At 74.1% G+C, this 14,425-nt stretch carries 12 protein-coding genes and 2 tRNA genes; 9 read left to right on the top strand and 5 right to left on the bottom strand.

Annotated elements, in window-relative coordinates:
• Position 1 precedes the first annotated feature (1 nt).
• Together ACFWPT_RS30405 and ACFWPT_RS30400 are read left to right on the top strand one after the other, a co-directional pair.
• Positions 2-1,627 (top strand): hypothetical protein, encoded by a 1,626-nt coding sequence (locus ACFWPT_RS30405; protein WP_380485645.1) that lies wholly within the window; start codon positions 2-4, stop codon positions 1,625-1,627.
• Positions 1,627-2,988 carry an AAA family ATPase gene (locus ACFWPT_RS30400; RefSeq protein WP_380485643.1) on the top strand — a complete coding sequence of 454 codons (1,362 nt, stop codon included), beginning with the start codon at positions 1,627-1,629 and terminating at the stop codon, positions 2,986-2,988. Before ACFWPT_RS30405 ends, ACFWPT_RS30400 begins: the two co-directional genes overlap by 1 nt.
• A 30-nt stretch (positions 2,989-3,018) precedes the next feature.
• On the opposite strand, the gene ACFWPT_RS30395 is transcribed toward ACFWPT_RS30400, so the two are convergent.
• A complete protein-coding gene (locus tag ACFWPT_RS30395) occupies positions 3,019-3,351 on the bottom strand; it encodes a hypothetical protein (protein ID WP_380485641.1) in 333 nt (110 codons plus the stop codon).
• 250 nt (positions 3,352-3,601) lie between these two features.
• On the opposite strand from ACFWPT_RS30395, the gene ACFWPT_RS30390 reads away from it, so the two are divergent.
• From ACFWPT_RS30390 to ACFWPT_RS30380, 3 genes are all read left to right on the top strand, one after another.
• Positions 3,602-3,976 (top strand): hypothetical protein, encoded by a 375-nt coding sequence (locus ACFWPT_RS30390; RefSeq protein WP_063349289.1) that lies wholly within the window; start codon positions 3,602-3,604, stop codon positions 3,974-3,976.
• A gap of 170 nt (positions 3,977-4,146) precedes the next feature.
• Positions 4,147-4,704: a bifunctional DNA primase/polymerase gene (locus ACFWPT_RS30385; protein WP_063349288.1), complete on the top strand. Its 558-nt coding sequence runs from the start codon at positions 4,147-4,149 to the stop codon at positions 4,702-4,704.
• 68 nt (positions 4,705-4,772) lie between these two features.
• Positions 4,773-4,846: transfer RNA gene (locus ACFWPT_RS30380), tRNA-Lys, on the top strand.
• 130 nt (positions 4,847-4,976) lie between these two features.
• Here the strand turns inward: ACFWPT_RS30380 and pgi are convergent.
• On the bottom strand, positions 4,977-6,638 hold the full coding sequence (pgi, locus tag ACFWPT_RS30375; protein WP_350882566.1) for a glucose-6-phosphate isomerase: 1,662 nt from the start codon (positions 6,636-6,638) through the stop codon (positions 4,977-4,979).
• Between the two features lie 184 nt (positions 6,639-6,822).
• The gene (locus tag ACFWPT_RS30370) at positions 6,823-8,406 is read right to left on the bottom strand and encodes a Na+/H+ antiporter (protein ID WP_167745871.1); all 1,584 of its coding nucleotides are present in this window, start codon (positions 8,404-8,406) and stop codon (positions 6,823-6,825) included.
• A 205-nt stretch (positions 8,407-8,611) separates the two neighbouring features.
• Between ACFWPT_RS30370 and ACFWPT_RS30365 the strand changes: the two genes are divergently transcribed.
• The 4 genes from ACFWPT_RS30365 to ACFWPT_RS30350 all read left to right on the top strand — a co-directional run bounded on the left by ACFWPT_RS30365 (position 8,612) and on the right by ACFWPT_RS30350 (position 11,414).
• Entirely contained in the window at positions 8,612-9,520 is a 909-nt protein-coding gene (locus ACFWPT_RS30365) for an NADP-dependent oxidoreductase (protein ID WP_380485640.1), read from the top strand.
• A gap of 73 nt (positions 9,521-9,593) precedes the next feature.
• Positions 9,594-9,667 (top strand) — tRNA-Lys (locus ACFWPT_RS30360).
• 140 nt (positions 9,668-9,807) lie between these two features.
• Positions 9,808-10,779 (top strand): GlxA family transcriptional regulator, encoded by a 972-nt coding sequence (locus tag ACFWPT_RS30355; protein ID WP_380372923.1) that lies wholly within the window; start codon positions 9,808-9,810, stop codon positions 10,777-10,779.
• Complete coding sequence (locus ACFWPT_RS30350; RefSeq protein ID WP_380372920.1) at positions 10,779-11,414, top strand: DJ-1/PfpI family protein; 636 nt, start codon at positions 10,779-10,781, stop codon at positions 11,412-11,414. Before ACFWPT_RS30355 ends, ACFWPT_RS30350 begins: the two co-directional genes overlap by 1 nt.
• On the opposite strand, the gene ACFWPT_RS30345 is transcribed toward ACFWPT_RS30350, so the two are convergent.
• Together ACFWPT_RS30345 and ACFWPT_RS30340 are read right to left on the bottom strand one after the other, a co-directional pair.
• The gene (locus tag ACFWPT_RS30345; RefSeq protein ID WP_380485638.1) at positions 11,411-12,601 is read right to left on the bottom strand and encodes an MFS transporter; all 1,191 of its coding nucleotides are present in this window, start codon (positions 12,599-12,601) and stop codon (positions 11,411-11,413) included. The two genes, ACFWPT_RS30350 and ACFWPT_RS30345, sit on opposite strands and share 4 nt — an antisense overlap.
• 62 nt (positions 12,602-12,663) lie before the next feature.
• The gene (locus tag ACFWPT_RS30340; RefSeq protein WP_380372915.1) at positions 12,664-14,355 is read right to left on the bottom strand and encodes a chitinase; all 1,692 of its coding nucleotides are present in this window, start codon (positions 14,353-14,355) and stop codon (positions 12,664-12,666) included.
• Between the last annotated feature and the right edge of the window lie 70 nt (positions 14,356-14,425).

The raw sequence follows: 14,425 nt of genomic DNA, 5'->3' as shown, positions 1-14,425 counted from the left end.
CATGAGCCTGCTGACCACCCTCGCCCGGCTGGAGGCCGTCCGCAGCGGGCGGGCCGAGCCGCTGGCCACCGTCCGGCACCGGCACCTGTCCGACCGCCCGATGGTGGTCGTGCCGCTGACGGCCGCCGGTGAGGCCGGCGCGCCGCTGGCGGTGCTGCTGGGCACCGACCGGGACGCGCCCCGGCTGCACCTGGTGCCGCAGCCGCTCAACCGCACCCTGCGGTTCGACTTCCTGGCCGAGCTGGCCGCCGACCTGCTGCCGTACCTGGAGTCCTTCGCCGAGGACGTGGAGCAGATCGAGGGCTCCGAGAAGGACCCGGAGACCGGCGAGAAGACCCAGGTGTTCCGCGAGCTGTGCGCCGACGCGCCGCAGCTGATCGTGCCGAACGGCGCGGGCGTGCGGCACCTGGCCCTGCTCGGCCGCTCCACCAGGTTCCGCCGCACGGTCGAGGACGACGAGCCGGGGCCGTACCCCGCGCCGGTGCGGGTGCCGCTGCTCGGCCGCTGGCTGACCCACCTCACCGACCGCGCCCAGGTGCCCGGCACCAGCCTGCTGCTGCCGATGACCGGCCTGCTGGCCCGGCACTGGGCCACCGGCCAGAGCCACCTGGAGGACCAGCACCTGGCCGCCCACCTGGCCTGGCACGCCCCGCCGGGCGGCCTGACCGGTGCCGAGGCGGCCGAGCGCGCCGAGTCCGCCCGGGACGACCGGGGGCAGTTGCTGCACCCGCCGGCCGGCCCGGCCACCGATCCGCGCTTCGACGAGTTCGTGCTCGCCCCGGCGATCGCCCGCTACGACACCGCCACGGCCGCCCTTCAGCACAGCGCCGAGCAGCGCGACGAGGCCGCCGCCGAGCGCGCCCGGGCGGCCGTCCGGGCGGCGGTCGAGCAGTTGCGCGAGGTGCTGGCGGCCGTGCTGCTGCCCACCTGGCGGGACGTCTGGCGCGGTCTGGACCTGTTGCGCGGGCTGCCGCCCGCCGGGCACCTGGCGGAGCGCTGGACCGGCGACCGCTGGTCCTACACCGGCCACCGGGACCGGCTGGCGGCCGGCGAGCCGCCGCAGCCGCGGCAGGACGACGCCGTCACGGCCGCCCGCAAGCTCGCCCAGCGCGAGCGCGAGCAGACCCGGCTGGACGTCCAGGAGGCGCTGGACGATCCGCTGGCGATGGCCGAACACCGGCTGTCCGGCGAGGCGTTCAGCGGAGTGGTGACCGAGGTGGTGCCGGACTACGACACCACCGGCCGTTCCCCCAAGCCGCGCCCGCTGATCACCCTGCGCACCGCCGACCGCCCGCACGCGGATCTCGGGCGGGAGGCGCACCGGGTGTGGGGGTCCCCCCAGCCGGAGGCCGGCGGCGGCCGGTCCCCGCAGAAGGCGGAGATCGCGGCGGTCGACCCGGCCGGGGGCACCATCACCCTGCGTCTGCTGTCCGGCATGGGGCGCAGGAAGGAGCCCGAGCCGGGCAGTCTGCCCGAGCCCGGCGATCCGGTCACCTTCACCCTGTTCGAGCTGACGGTCCGCCAGTCCGCGCCGCTGCCCGAGCCGGACGACACCCCGTGGACGCACGGCGGCCCGCCCGGCACCGCCCCCGTACCCGCCCCGTCCGTCTCCGAGGAGTGGGAATGATGGCCGAGTTGAGCGCCGAGCAGGCACCGGGCGCGGCCGCCGACGCCGCCGTGGCCCGGATCCTGGCCGCGACCGTCCACCCGGCGGCCGGCGCCCCGCGCGGCGTGGTGGTCGATTCCCCGCCCGGCGCCGGGAAGTCGACGCTGGTGGTGCGGGCGGCCCGGGAGCTGGTCGAGGCCGGCGAGCGGCTGATGATCGTCGCCCAGACCAACGGCCAGGTGGACGACCTGGTCGGCCGGCTCGCCGAGAAGGCGCCGGACCTGACGATCGGCCGGCTGCACGCCGCCGACGCCCGGCCCGGCCCGGAGGTGCTGAAGCACGCCAACGTCACGCCCTCCGACAAGGTCGCCGAGCTGGTCGAGCACGACGTGGTGGTCTCCACCTCGGCGAAGTGGCAGTGGGTGCGGGCCGAGGCGCCGTGGCGGCACGCGATCGTCGACGAGGCGTACCAGATGCGTTCGGACGCCCTGCTCGCGGTGGCCCGGCTGTTCGAACGGGCGCTGTTCGTCGGCGATCCGGGCCAGCTGGACCCGTTCACCGTGGTCGGCACCGAGCAGTGGGCGGGCCTGTCGTACGACCCGTCGAGCAGCGCCGTGGTCACCATGCTGGCGCACAACCCGCAGATCGAGCCGCACCGGCTGCCGGTCTCCTGGCGGCTGCCGGCCAGCGCGGCGCCGCTGATCTCGCGGGCGTTCTACCCGTACACGCCGTTCCGCTCCGGCACCGGCCCGGACGACCGCCGGCTGACCGCCGCCGTCCGGCCGGACGGCGGCGCGCTGGACGCCGCGATCGACCGGGCCGCCGAGCACGGCTGGGCGCTGCTGGAGCTGCCCGCCCGGCACACCGTGCGGACCGATCCGCAGGCGGTGGCGGCCGTCGCGGCCGTCGTCCGGCGGTTGCTGGAGCGCGGGCTGACGGCCCGCTCCGAGCAGGGCGAGGCCCCGCTCACCGCGGACCGGATCGCGGTCGGCACCGCCCACCGGGACCAGGCCGCGGCCGTCCGCGCGGCCCTGCTCAAGGTGGGCGTCCCGGTGGACCAGGCGGCCGGCCCGGCCGTCACGGTGGACACCGCCAACCGGTTGCAGGGCCGCGAGTACGACGTCACGGTGGTGCTGCACCCGCTCTCCGGACGGCCCGACGCGACGGCCTTCCACCTGGAGACCGGCCGGCTGTGCGTACTCGCCTCCCGGCACCGGCACGCCTGCATCGTGGTGGCCCGGGCCGGGATCGGCGAGCTGCTGGACGAGCACCCGTCCACCGAGCCGGTCCAGCTGGGCGTCCCGGTCGCCTTTCCGGACGGCTGGGAGGCCAACCATCAGGTGCTGCACCACCTGAGCGGCCACCGGGTGCGGCTGGGCTGAGCGGCTGGGCTGAGCGGCCGGGCGGGCGGATCAGGCCGTGGTCTCGGTCTCGGTCTCGGTCTCGCAGGCGGCGTAGGCCTGGACGGTCCCGTGCCCGGCCCGCACCGCCCAGGTGCTCGGGTCGTCGGGGTTCGGCGCGTTGACCAGGACGGCGTCCCCGGAGCCGGCGGGCCGGAAGGCGTAGCCGCCCCCGGTGAGGTGGGAGCCTTCGGGGCAGGTCGCCGTCGACCAGCCGCCCGGGCCGCTCCACGGCCCGGTCACCACGGTGGTCGTCTCGGCGGCCCCGGCCGCAGGTGCTGCGGCCGGTCCGAGGGCCGGGGTGATCAGCAGGAGTCCGGCCGCGAGGCCCTTGCGTACGGGCATGGGTTCTCCCTGGGGTGGTGGATCGCTGGGACACCCGGGACAACGACGGCCCCGACGCCCCGACGCCACCGCACGCGCCCGACCACCCGAAGGAGTAGCGCGACCCCGGCGCGTACGGGGGAATAGCGCCCGCACGCGCACCGTTCCGTTACCGGCCGCCGCCGCGCGACAATGGACGGCGGCCACGGCCGTGCGGCGCGGCCCGGAGCAGCCGCCGCCCACCCCCACCGAGACCCGGAGGTGTCCGTCCATGCCCGACTCCCACACGAAGGCGTCCGACCACGGCGGTCAGGCCGACCCCGCGCGGCGTCTGCGTCCGGTGCAGCTGCTGTTCGAGCCGCAGTCCGCCGAGCCGGAGCCGGAACGATTCTTCGATCTGGAGTCGATCGACGACCCCACGGAGCTGCTGCGCCGCTCCACCGAGCTGGCCCTGGCCTTCCGGACGGCCGCCGAGCGGGCCACCGACTTCCAGGCGGTCGCCGCCGCGCAGCTGGCGGACCCGCGCCGCTTCGACGCGCTGTCCGACGCCGAGATCGCGCAGCGGGCGGACTGGACCCCCGACTACGCGGCCAAGATGATCGAGTACGGCCGCGGGCTGCTCCAGCCCCGCCGCCACGAGGACTGAGCGCCGCCGGGCACAAGGCGCCGGAGCGCCAGGCACCCGCTGCTCCGGCGCCCCGGCATCCGCCGCTGGCATATGCGCGAGCGGGGAAGGGTACGCCGTTCCCCGTCGTCCTGTCCGGCAAACCGTGCTTTCCCTCCCGTCCTGCCCCCGGACGGCACAGGCTGCTGTCCGTGGACATCTGGACGTATCAGTCGGTGGAGTACGTCACCGTGGCCGGCGAGGCCTGGCTCGCCTCCGCCAGCGAGTACCCGCGCAGCATGCGCGCCCTCTGGGAGGCCCGGCCGTGGGCGCCCTCGGTGCTGCCCTGCGGGCGCGCCTTCGACGTGATCAGCATGCCGTCGCTGTTCGGCCGCCGGGTGCTGGACGAGCTGTGGGCCTCCGGGCCCGGCTGCGGGCCGGTCGCCTCCTACCGGGGGCGGACGCTGCTGTTCGTCCAGCCCGGTGCGGGGCCCCGGCTGCGCCGGCTGCTGGCCTGGGAGGAGTGGGCCCGGGACGTGCCGCCCCTGCTGTGCCACGGCAAGGGCGACGCGGTGACCGTGCCGCCGGTGCAGCGGATGGTGAACGGCCCGGACTCCCCCGGGCTGGGCTCCGGCCGGTGGATCGTCGCCCCGGAGGACCGGGAGCCGTGGCTGCCGGGCGCCTCGGTGGTGCTGTGGGCGTGCGTGCGGGCGGCCCGGGAGCCGGCCGCGGCGGTGCCGGCCGGCGCGGCGGCCGTGACCGGAGGGTGAACGGCGGACGGCCGGTATTCGATTTTGGCGCGGACCCCGGGCGCTGCTAAAGTCTTCTCTGTCAGCAGGCGCCGCTAGCTCAGTTGGTTAGAGCAGCTGACTCTTAATCAGCGGGTCCGGGGTTCGAGTCCCTGGCGGCGCACAGACAGCCGAGAGGCCCCTTGCGAAAGCGAGGGGCCTCTCGGCGTTTCCCGCGCGAACCGCGAACCGCGAGCCGGCGAACAAGGAAGCAGGACCGGGCCGCCCGCCGGAGCGGACGGCCCGACCGGGGCTCAGCGGCCGCGCAGCGCGCGGTAGCGGGCGACCAGCTCGGCGGTGGAGCTGTCCAGCTGTTCCGCGCCCTCGCCGGTCAGCAGCACCGGCTCGATCCGCTTGGCGAGCACCTTGCCCAGCTCGACGCCCCACTGGTCGAAGGAGTCGATGTTCCAGATCGCGCCCTGGACGAAGACCTTGTGCTCGTAGAGCGCGACCAGCTGGCCGAGCACCGAGGGGGTCAGCTCGGCGGCCAGGATGGTGCTGGTCGGGTGGTTGCCCTGGAAGGTCTTGTGCGGGACGAGTTCGGCGGGCACGCCCTCGGCCGCCACCTCCTCCGGGGTCTTGCCGAAGGCCAGCGCCTGGGTCTGGGCGAAGAAGTTGGCCAGCAGCAGGTCGTGCTGGGCGACCAGGCCCGGGAGCAGGTCGGCGACCGGCTTGGCGAAGCCGATGAAGTCGGCCGGGATCAGCTTGGTGCCCTGGTGCAGCAGCTGGTAGTAGGCGTGCTGGCCGTTGGTGCCGGGGGTGCCCCAGACGACCGGGCCGGTCTGCCAGGTCACCGGCGAGCCGTCGCGGGTCACCGACTTGCCGTTGGACTCCATGTCCAGCTGCTGGAGGTAGGCGGTGAACTTCGACAGGTAGTGCGAGTAGGGCAGCACGGCGTGCGCCTGGGCGTCGAAGAACGCGCCGTACCAGACGCCGAGCAGGCCGAGCAGCAGCGGGACGTTCTGCTCCGGCGGCGCGGTGCGGAAGTGCTCGTCGACCAGGTGGAAGCCGTCCAGCATCTCGCGGAAGGCGTCCGGGCCGATGGCGATCATCAGCGAGAGGCCGATCGCCGAATCGTAGGAGTAGCGGCCGCCGACCCAGTCCCAGAACTCGAACATGTTGTCGGTGTCGATGCCGAAGTCCCGCACGCCCTCGGCGTTGGTGGACAGCGCGACGAAGTGCTTGGCCACCGCCTCGGTGCCGGCGCCCAGCCCGGTGAGCAGCCAGTCGCGGGCCGAGACCGCGTTGGTGATGGTCTCGATGGTGGTGAAGGTCTTCGAGGCGACGATGAACAGCGTCTCGGCCGGGTCGAGGTCGCGGACCGCCTCGTGCAGGTCGGCGCCGTCCACGTTGGAGACGAAGCGGACGTCGAGGTCGCGCTTGGCGAACGAGCGGAGCACCTCGTAGGCCATCGCGGGGCCGAGGTCGGAGCCGCCGATGCCGATGTTGACGACGGTGCGGATCGGCTTGCCGGTGTGGCCGCGCCACTCGCCGCCGCGGACCCGCTCGGCGAAGCCGGCCATCTTGTCGAGGACGGCGTGCACGGCGGGCACCACGTTCTCGCCGTCGACCTCGATCACGGCACCGCGCGGGGCGCGCAGCGCGGTGTGCAGGACGGCGCGGTGCTCGGTGTTGTTGATCTTCTCGCCGCGGAACATCGCGTCCCGCAGCTCGGCGACGCCGGTGGCTGCGGCGAGTTCGCGCAGCAGCTCCAGCGTCTCGTCGGTGACCAGGTGCTTGGCGTAGTCCACGTGCAGGTCGCCGACCTGGAGGGTGTAGCGGCGGCCGCGCTCCGGGTCGGCGGCGAACAGCTCGCGCAGGTGCGTCTCGCCCAGCGCGGCCCGGTGCTTGCCGAGGGCGGCCCACTGCGGGGTGCGGTCGAGCGGGGTGCGGGCGTCGGCACGGGTCTCCGACATCGGTGGTTCCTCGATTCATCTGGGTGCGGAAACCGGCAGGGCCAGGCGGTGAGGGTCTCGCGAGGTCGTGCGGGTACTGGTGGTACTGGTGGTGCGCCGACTCCGTTGACGGCCTGCCCGGGCTCAGCCTATGCAACCGCGGAGCCGGTCGCGCACATTCCGCCCGGCGGGGCCGGACAGGCCGTCACTTGCGTTCCGAGCGCAGGTCCAGCCCCCGCAGCACCTGGTCGACCAGCTCCGGGTCGGCGCCGAGTTCGCTGCGGGCGGCGAGCATCTCGCGCCGTGAGGCGGCGATCATCTCCTGTTCGACCTCCCGGGCGGCCCGCCACTGGCTGAGCCGCAGCTTGGCCTCGGCGGCCTCCTCCTCGGCGTAGTTCTCCGGGCAGAGCCGGGCCAGCCGGTCGTGCTGACGGTCCCGCAGGCGGTCGGCGACCTCGGCGGGCAGCCGGTCCTGCTCCTCCAGTTCGCCGAGCCGCCTGAGCCCGGCCTTGGCGGCCCGCCACCAGAGCTGGCGCACGGCCTGCTCGTGCTTGTCCTGGTCGATGTCCAGTTCGAACCGCTTGGCCAGCCAGGGCAGGGTGAGGCCCTGCACCAGCAGGGTGAACAGCACCACGCTGAAGGCGATGAAGACCAGGCGGCCGCGCTCGGGGAACTCCTCGCCGGAGTGCAGGGTGAGCGGGATGGCGAGGGCCAGGGCGACGGTGGCCACGCCGCGCATGCCGGACCACCAGAGGATCACGCTCTCCTTCCAGCTGAACGGGGTGTCCTCGTCGTCGCCGCTGCGCAGCTTCTTCGACAGCCAGCCGGCCGGCAGCAGCCAGAGCAGCCGGACCACCACGACCACGCCGATGACCACGGCGGCGTCGCCGATGAAACCGGTCCAGCCGCGGCCGGCCTCCTTGAGCACGGTGGCCAGCTCCAGGCCGATCAGGCCGAAGGCGACGCCGGTGATCAGGATCTCGACGACCTCCCAGAAGGCGTTGCCGACCAGCCGGAAGGAGACGGCGTCGGCGTCGGAGGCCCGCTCGGCGAGGTAGAGCGCGCAGACCACGACGGCGAGCACGCCGGAGCCGTGGATCTCCTCGGCGATGGCGTAGGCGGCGAAGGGCACCAGCAGGTTGAGCGCGACCTGCTGGGTCGGGTCGTCCAGGCGCTCGGCGAGTTTGGTGTTGACCCAGCCGAGGGCGATGCCGACGACCACGGCGAGCACCGCGGACAGGATGAAGCGCAGCACCGCGTGGCCGACCGAGAAGTCGCCGCTGACCACGGCCTCGATGGCCAGCGAGTAGACGACGATCGCGGTGACGTCGTTGAACAGGCCCTCGCTCTCCAGGATCGACACCAGGCGCCGGGGCAGGCCGACGCTGCCGGCCACCGCGACGGCGGCCACCGGGTCGGGCGGGGAGACCAGCGCGCCGACCGCGATCGCGGCGGCGACCGGCAGGGCGGGCAGCAGCCAGTGCACCGCCCCGGCCACCGCGGCCGTGGTGACCACCACCAGGGCGACGGCCAGCAGCAGGATCGAGCGGACGTTGGCCTTGAAGTAGCGCACCGAGGAGCGCCGGGCGACCGCGAAGATCAGCGGCGGCAGCACCAGCGGGAGGATCAGCTCGGGTTCGATGGTGACGTCCGGGATCTGCGGGACGAGCGCCATGACGATGCCGAGCAGGGTCATCAGGACCGGTTGCGGGACTCCGGTCTTGCGTGCGAGCGGCATGGTCACCACGGAGGCGAGCAGCACCAGGAAGAACAGGGGCAGCTGGCCCACGGAAACGTTCCTCTCGACAACGGACGGCTGAGCGCCGCCCAGGATAAATCTGACAATGCGCCCATCGGCGAAGACGCGCCGAACAGCGGGCCGAACAGCGGGCCGAACAGTGGCTTGACCTCAAGCGGACTTCAGGTCCGAGGATCGGGGGCGGTCGAACAGTCAAGCAGTCGAATGTCGAACATTCGAGAGGGCGGGAGCAGACATGAAGGCGGTCACCGTCACAGGGTCCGGCGGTCCGGAGGTCCTACGGGTCACCGAGGTGCCCGACCCGGAACCCGGGCCGGGCGAGGTGCGGGTGCGGGTCTTCGCCGCCGGGGTGCAGCCTGTCGACCTCGCGATCCGGGAGGGCTTCCGCCCGCCGGGGGCCGTCGTCGAGCCGCCGTTCGTCCTCGGCAACGAGTTCGCCGGAGTGGTGGACCGGCTCGGACCGGACGGCTCCGACTGGCAGGTCGGCGACGAGGTGCTGGGCTTCCGCTTCCTGGACAGCCAGGCCGGGCTCGTCACGGTGGACGCCGCCCAGCTGGTGGCCAAGCCCGCCGGCATGCCCTGGGAGCAGGCCGGCTCGCTCTCCGCCTCCGGCCAGACCGCGCACCTGGCGCTCACCCTGCTCGCGGTCGGCCCAGGCGACACCGTCCTGGTGCACGGCGCCTCCGGCGGGGTCGGCACCGTCGCCGTCCAGCTCGCCCGGGCCCGGGGCGCCACCGTGATCGGCACCGCGAGCGAGCGCAACCACGACTACCTGCGCGACCTGGGCGCGATCCCGGTCGCGTACGGCGAGGGGCTGGTCGAGCGGGTCCGGGCGGTGGCGCCGCAGGGCGTGGACGCCGCCTTCGACGCCGCCGGGCGGGGCGCGCTGGCGGCCTCCGTCGAGCTGGTCGCCGACCGGAGCCGGATCGGCACCGTGGTCGACTACCCGGAGGCCGAGCGGCTGGGCGTACGGGGGCTACGGGGGCCGCGCACGGCCGCGCGGCTGACCGAGCTGGTGCGGCTGTGGGAGGCGGGCGGGCTGCGGCTGGAGGTCGCCGAGGCGCTGCCGCTGGAGCGGGCCGCCGAGGCCCACCGACTGGTCGGCGCCGGGCACGTCCGGGGCAAGGTGGTCCTGGTGCCGTGACGCTGCGCACCCAGCCGCCCGGGCCGATTGTGTGTTTCGGCTGCTGACCAGGTAATGTTCTCCGCGTCAGCAGGCGCCGCTAGCTCAGTTGGTTAGAGCAGCTGACTCTTAATCAGCGGGTCCGGGGTTCGAGTCCCTGGCGGCGCACAGACAGCCGGAAGGCCCTTCGCGAGAGCGAGGGGCCTTCCGGCGTTTCCGCGCTCCCCGCCGGCGTCCCCGCCGACGGTGGCAGGAAAGGTGGGAAACGGGTCATTGCTGCCACTGCGGCCCGGTGACAGGCTGGTCGCATGAGAGCGCGCAGCGTGGTCGTCGTCCTCTACGAGGGCGTGCAGAGCCTCGACGTGACCGGTCCCGTGGAGGTCTTCACGGGGGCGGGCGCGGCCGCCGGGCAGCCGGGGGCGTACCGGGTGACCACCGCCTCCCCGGGCGGCGGGCCGGTGCGCAGCCACAGCGGGCTGCGGCTGCTGCCGGACACGGACCTGGCCGAGGTCGGGCCGGTGCACACCCTGCTGGTCCCCGGCGGGCTGGGCAGCGATCTCCCGGACGGCGCGCTGGTCGCCCGGATCCGGGAGCTGGCCGGCCGGGCCGAGCGGGTGGTGTCGGTGTGCACCGGAGCCTTCCTGCTCGCCGAGGCCGGGCTGCTGGCCGGGCGCCGGGCGACCACGCACTGGGCGTACTGCGAGGCGCTGGCCCGGCGGTTCCCGGACGTCGAGGTGGACCCGGACCCGATCCACGTCCGGGACGGGAACGTCGCCACCTCGGCCGGGGTCACCGCCGGGATCGACCTGGCGCTGGCCCTGGTCGAGGAGGACCTGGGACGCGACGCCGCCCTGCTGATCGCCCGCCACCTGGTGGTCTTCCTGCGCCGGCCGGGCAACCAGGCCCAGTTCAGCACCCAGCTGGCCGCCCAGGTGGCGGCCCGGCAGCCGCTGCGCGAGGTGCAGCGGTGGATCGCCGAGCACCCGGAGGCCGACCTGTCCGTCGAGGCGCTGGCCCGCCGGTCGGCGCTGTCACCGCGGCACTTCGCCCGGGCCTTCGCCACCGAGGTGGGGGTGACCCCGGGCCGGTACGTGGACGGGGTCCGGCTGGAGGCCGCCCGGCGACTGCTGGAGGACACCGCCGACGGCATCGAGGAGATCGCGCGCTCCTGCGGCTACGGCACCCCGGAGGCGATGCGGCGCGCCTTCGTCCGGTCCCTGGCCGCCCCGCCCGCCGAGTACCGACGCCGCTTCCGACCCGATCCTGTTGGAGGACACTGATGCGCATCGCCGTTCTGCTCTACGACGAGTTCACCGCCCTGGACGCCGTCGGCCCCTGCGAGGTGCTGTCCCGCATCCCCGGCGCCGAGGTGGTGTTCACCGCCGCGAAGCGCGGCCCGGTCCGCACCGACATGAAGACCCTGTCGCTGACCGCGGAGGCCTCCCTGGACGAGGTGGACGCGGCCGACGTGCTGCTCGTCCCGGGCGGGCCCGGGACGGAGGCCCGGCTGGCCGACCAGGCCGTGCTGGAGTGGATTCGCGCGGTGGACGCCACCACCACCTGGACCACCTCGGTCTGCTCGGGCTCCCTGCTGCTGGGCGCCGCCGGGCTGCTGGCGGGGCGCCGGGCCACCTCGCACTGGTGCTGCCTCGACGCGCTGAAGAAGTTCGGGGCGGAGCCGACCGGGACGGAGCGGGTCGTGGTCGACGGCAAGTACGCGACCGCGGCCGGGGTCTCGGCCGGGATCGACCTCGCGCTGACGCTGACCGGCCTGATGGCCGGGGACGCGACCGCGGAGGCGATCCAGCTGGTCATCGAGTACGACCCGCAGCCGCCGTACTCGGCGGGCTCGGTCGCGACGGCCCGGCCCGAGCTGGTCGCCGAGCTGCTGGCCAACGGGCTGCAGTTGCGCTAACCGCGGTCAGTCGGGAAGCCGTGTTGGCGGGCGCCGGTGACCACTGCCAGGACGGGCAGCATCAGGGCGAGCACCGTCCAGGGCAGGGCGTCGGTGCCCAGGCGGCCCAGCACCAGGCCGCCGACCACGCCGCCGCCCGCCATCGCGGCGTTCCACAGGGTGACCAGCACCGCCTGGGCGGCGTCCGCCCGCTCGCCGCCCGCGTCGCCGACGGCGGTCTGCAGCAGGGTCGGGGCGCCGCCCCAGCCCAGGCCCCAGAGCGCGGCGGCGGTGTACACCAGCGGCGTGCTGTGCGACCAGAGGCCGAGCAGGCCCGCGGTCAGGGCGACCAGCAGCGCGCCGCCGATCGTCAACTGCCGTAGCCGGCGGTGGATGTGGGCACCGGTGAACCAGATGCTCGCCAGCGAGGCCAGGCCGAAGACCAGCAGCACGGTGTCGGTCGCGTCGCCGAGGCCGGTCCGGTCGAGGAAGGGCGCGATGTAGGTGAACAGGATGGTGTGGGCGAGCACGAAGAGCACCGTCACGGTGAGCACCGGCGCCACCCCGGGCACGGTGAGCGCGCTCCGCACCGGGGCGCGCTCACCGGCGGGTTGTCCGGGCTGGTCCGGCAGCAGGGCCGCGATCCAGCCGATCACGCCGAGCGCCAGTGCCGTCATGGCCAGGAAGGGCACCCACCAGGCGAGCGCCTGGCCGAGGAAGGTGCCGACCGGCACTCCCAGCGACAGCGCCACCGGCACGCCCGCCATCGCCACGGCCATGGCCCGGCCCTGCTGCTCGACCGGCACCAGCCGGCGCGCGTACCCGGCCAGCAGCGCCCAGGCGAGGCCGGCCGCGACGCCCGCGAGGAAGCGGGCGGCCAGGGTGAGCGGGTAGTTCGTGGAGGCCGCGGTGACGGTGTTGGCGGCGGCGAAGCCGGCCATCGCGGTGAGCAGCAGCCGCTTGCGGCCCCAGCCGGCGGTGGCCGCGGTGAGCGGGATCGCGGTGGCGGCGGTCCCGAGCGCGTAGACGGTGACGGTCTGCCCGGCGGCCGACTCGCCGACGCCGAGGGCCCCGCTCATCCCGGGCAGCACGCCGGCGGGCAGGGTCTCGGTGAGCGCGGTGACGAAGACGGCGGTGGCCAGGGCGAGCAGGGCGGGCAGCGGGAAACCGTTGCGGATTGCGGGAGTCGGGAGCTGTGTGGTCGCCATGGGAACCATGCTCGATCCTCACACTGATGTCAGGTTCAAGCACGGTTCCCACCGGCGTCACCTCAGCGGCGGAAGTAGCCGTCGAAGTTCTTGGAGAACTCCCGGCCGCCGAACTGGTCCCAGTTGACGGACCAGGTCATCAGCCCGCGCAGGTTCGGCTGGGCGCCCGAACGCGGCACGTACGAACCGCAGTTGGCCAGCCTGGTGAGGCAGTCCAGGGCCTTGTTCACCTCGGCCGGGGCGACGTAGCCGTTGCCCGCGTTGGTGGTGGCCGGCATGCCGATGGCCACCTTGGAGGCGGGCAGCGGCGGGAACACGTTGTTCGCGTTGCCCGCCACCGGGAAGCCGTTGAGCAGCAGGTCGGTCATCGCGACGTGGAAGTCGGCGCCGCCCATCGAGTGGTACTGGTTGTCCAGGCCCATGATGGAGCCGGAGTTGTAGTCCTGGACGTGCAGCAGGGTGAGGTCGTCGCGCAGCGCGTAGATGACCGGCAGGTACGCCCCGGCGCGCGGGTCCTGGCCGCCCCAGGGGCCGGAACCGTAGTACTGGTAGCCGAGTTGGACGAAGAAGGTCTCCGGCGCCATGGTCAGCACGAAGCCCGGACCGTACTTGGCCTTGAGGGTCTTCAGCGCGGAGATCAGGTTGACGATGACCGGGCTGGTCGGGTTCTTGAAGTCGGTGTCACCGGTGTTGAGGGAGAGCGAGTGCCCCTCGAAGTCGATGTCCAGGCCGTCCAGGCCCCACTTGTCGATGATCGCCGAGACCGAGCTGACGAAGGTGTCGCGGGCGGCGGTGGTGGTCAGCTGGACCTGGCCGTTCTGGCCGCCGATCGAGATCAGCACCTTCTTGCCCTGGGCCCGCTTGGCGGCGATGGCGGCCTTGAAGTCGGCGTCGGACTCCACCGTCGGGCAGTCGGTGACGGAGCAGCGGTTGAACCGGATGTCGCCGGAGGTGACGGAGGTGGGCTCGCCGAAGGAGAGGTCGATGAAGTCCCAGGAGTTCGGGACGTCGGCCATCCGGGTGTAGCCGGCGCCGTTGGCGAAGCTGGCGTGCAGGTAGCCGACCAGGGCGTGGCTGCCGGGCGGCGGCGGGGTGGTCGGCGTCCCGGTCGGGGTGCCGGTCGGCGTTCCCGTCGGCGTCCCGGTCGGGGTGCCGGTCGGCGTTCCCGTCGGCGTCCCGGTCGGGGTGCCGGTGGGCGTCGGCGTCGGGCTGGGGGCGCCCGGCCCGTCCAGCGAGACGTCGTCCGCGTAGTAGGTGCCCTGGCCGTACCAGCCGTGGGTGTAGACGGTGGCGCTGGTCTGGGTGGCGCCGGTGGTGAAGCTGACGCTGAGCTTCTGGTAGCCGCCGCCGGTACCGGGGGTCCAGGTGCTGGGGCCGCCGCCGTCGACGCCCAGGTAGACGTACGAGCCGTTGACGTACGCGCTGAGCGTGTAGGTGGTGCTGGGGGCGACGGTGACGGTCTGGCCGCACTGGGCGGTGTCGCCCGCGGTGGCCGCGGCGGCGAGGGCGTAGCCGCCGCCGTGCACCGGGCTGGTGACGACGCTGCCGGAGTTGCCGGTGCAGCTCCAGGGGCCGAGCGAGCCGGATTCGAAGCCGCCGTTGACCAGGAACTCGCCGGCCGAGGCGGCGGGCGCCAGGCCCAGGGTGACGCCGACCAGGGTGGCCGCGGCGACGGCGGAGGCGGTGCCGGCGGCGAGCAGGGTGCGGGACTGCTTCCGGCGGGCGGGGGCGGGTGCGGGTGTGGTTCTGCGCATGCGGGGGCTCCTGCGATGGCACGGTCGTGGGGGACGTCCGAGGGCACGCCGGAGCACGCGCCAGTGGGGG

Origin of the sequence: Kitasatospora sp. NPDC058478, assembly GCF_042720345.1 — a bacterium.
In the GTDB taxonomy this organism is placed as follows: domain Bacteria; phylum Actinomycetota; class Actinomycetes; order Streptomycetales; family Streptomycetaceae; genus Kitasatospora.
Note: the sequence above shows the minus strand (reverse complement) of the source record. Positions and strands in the feature narration are given on the sequence as shown.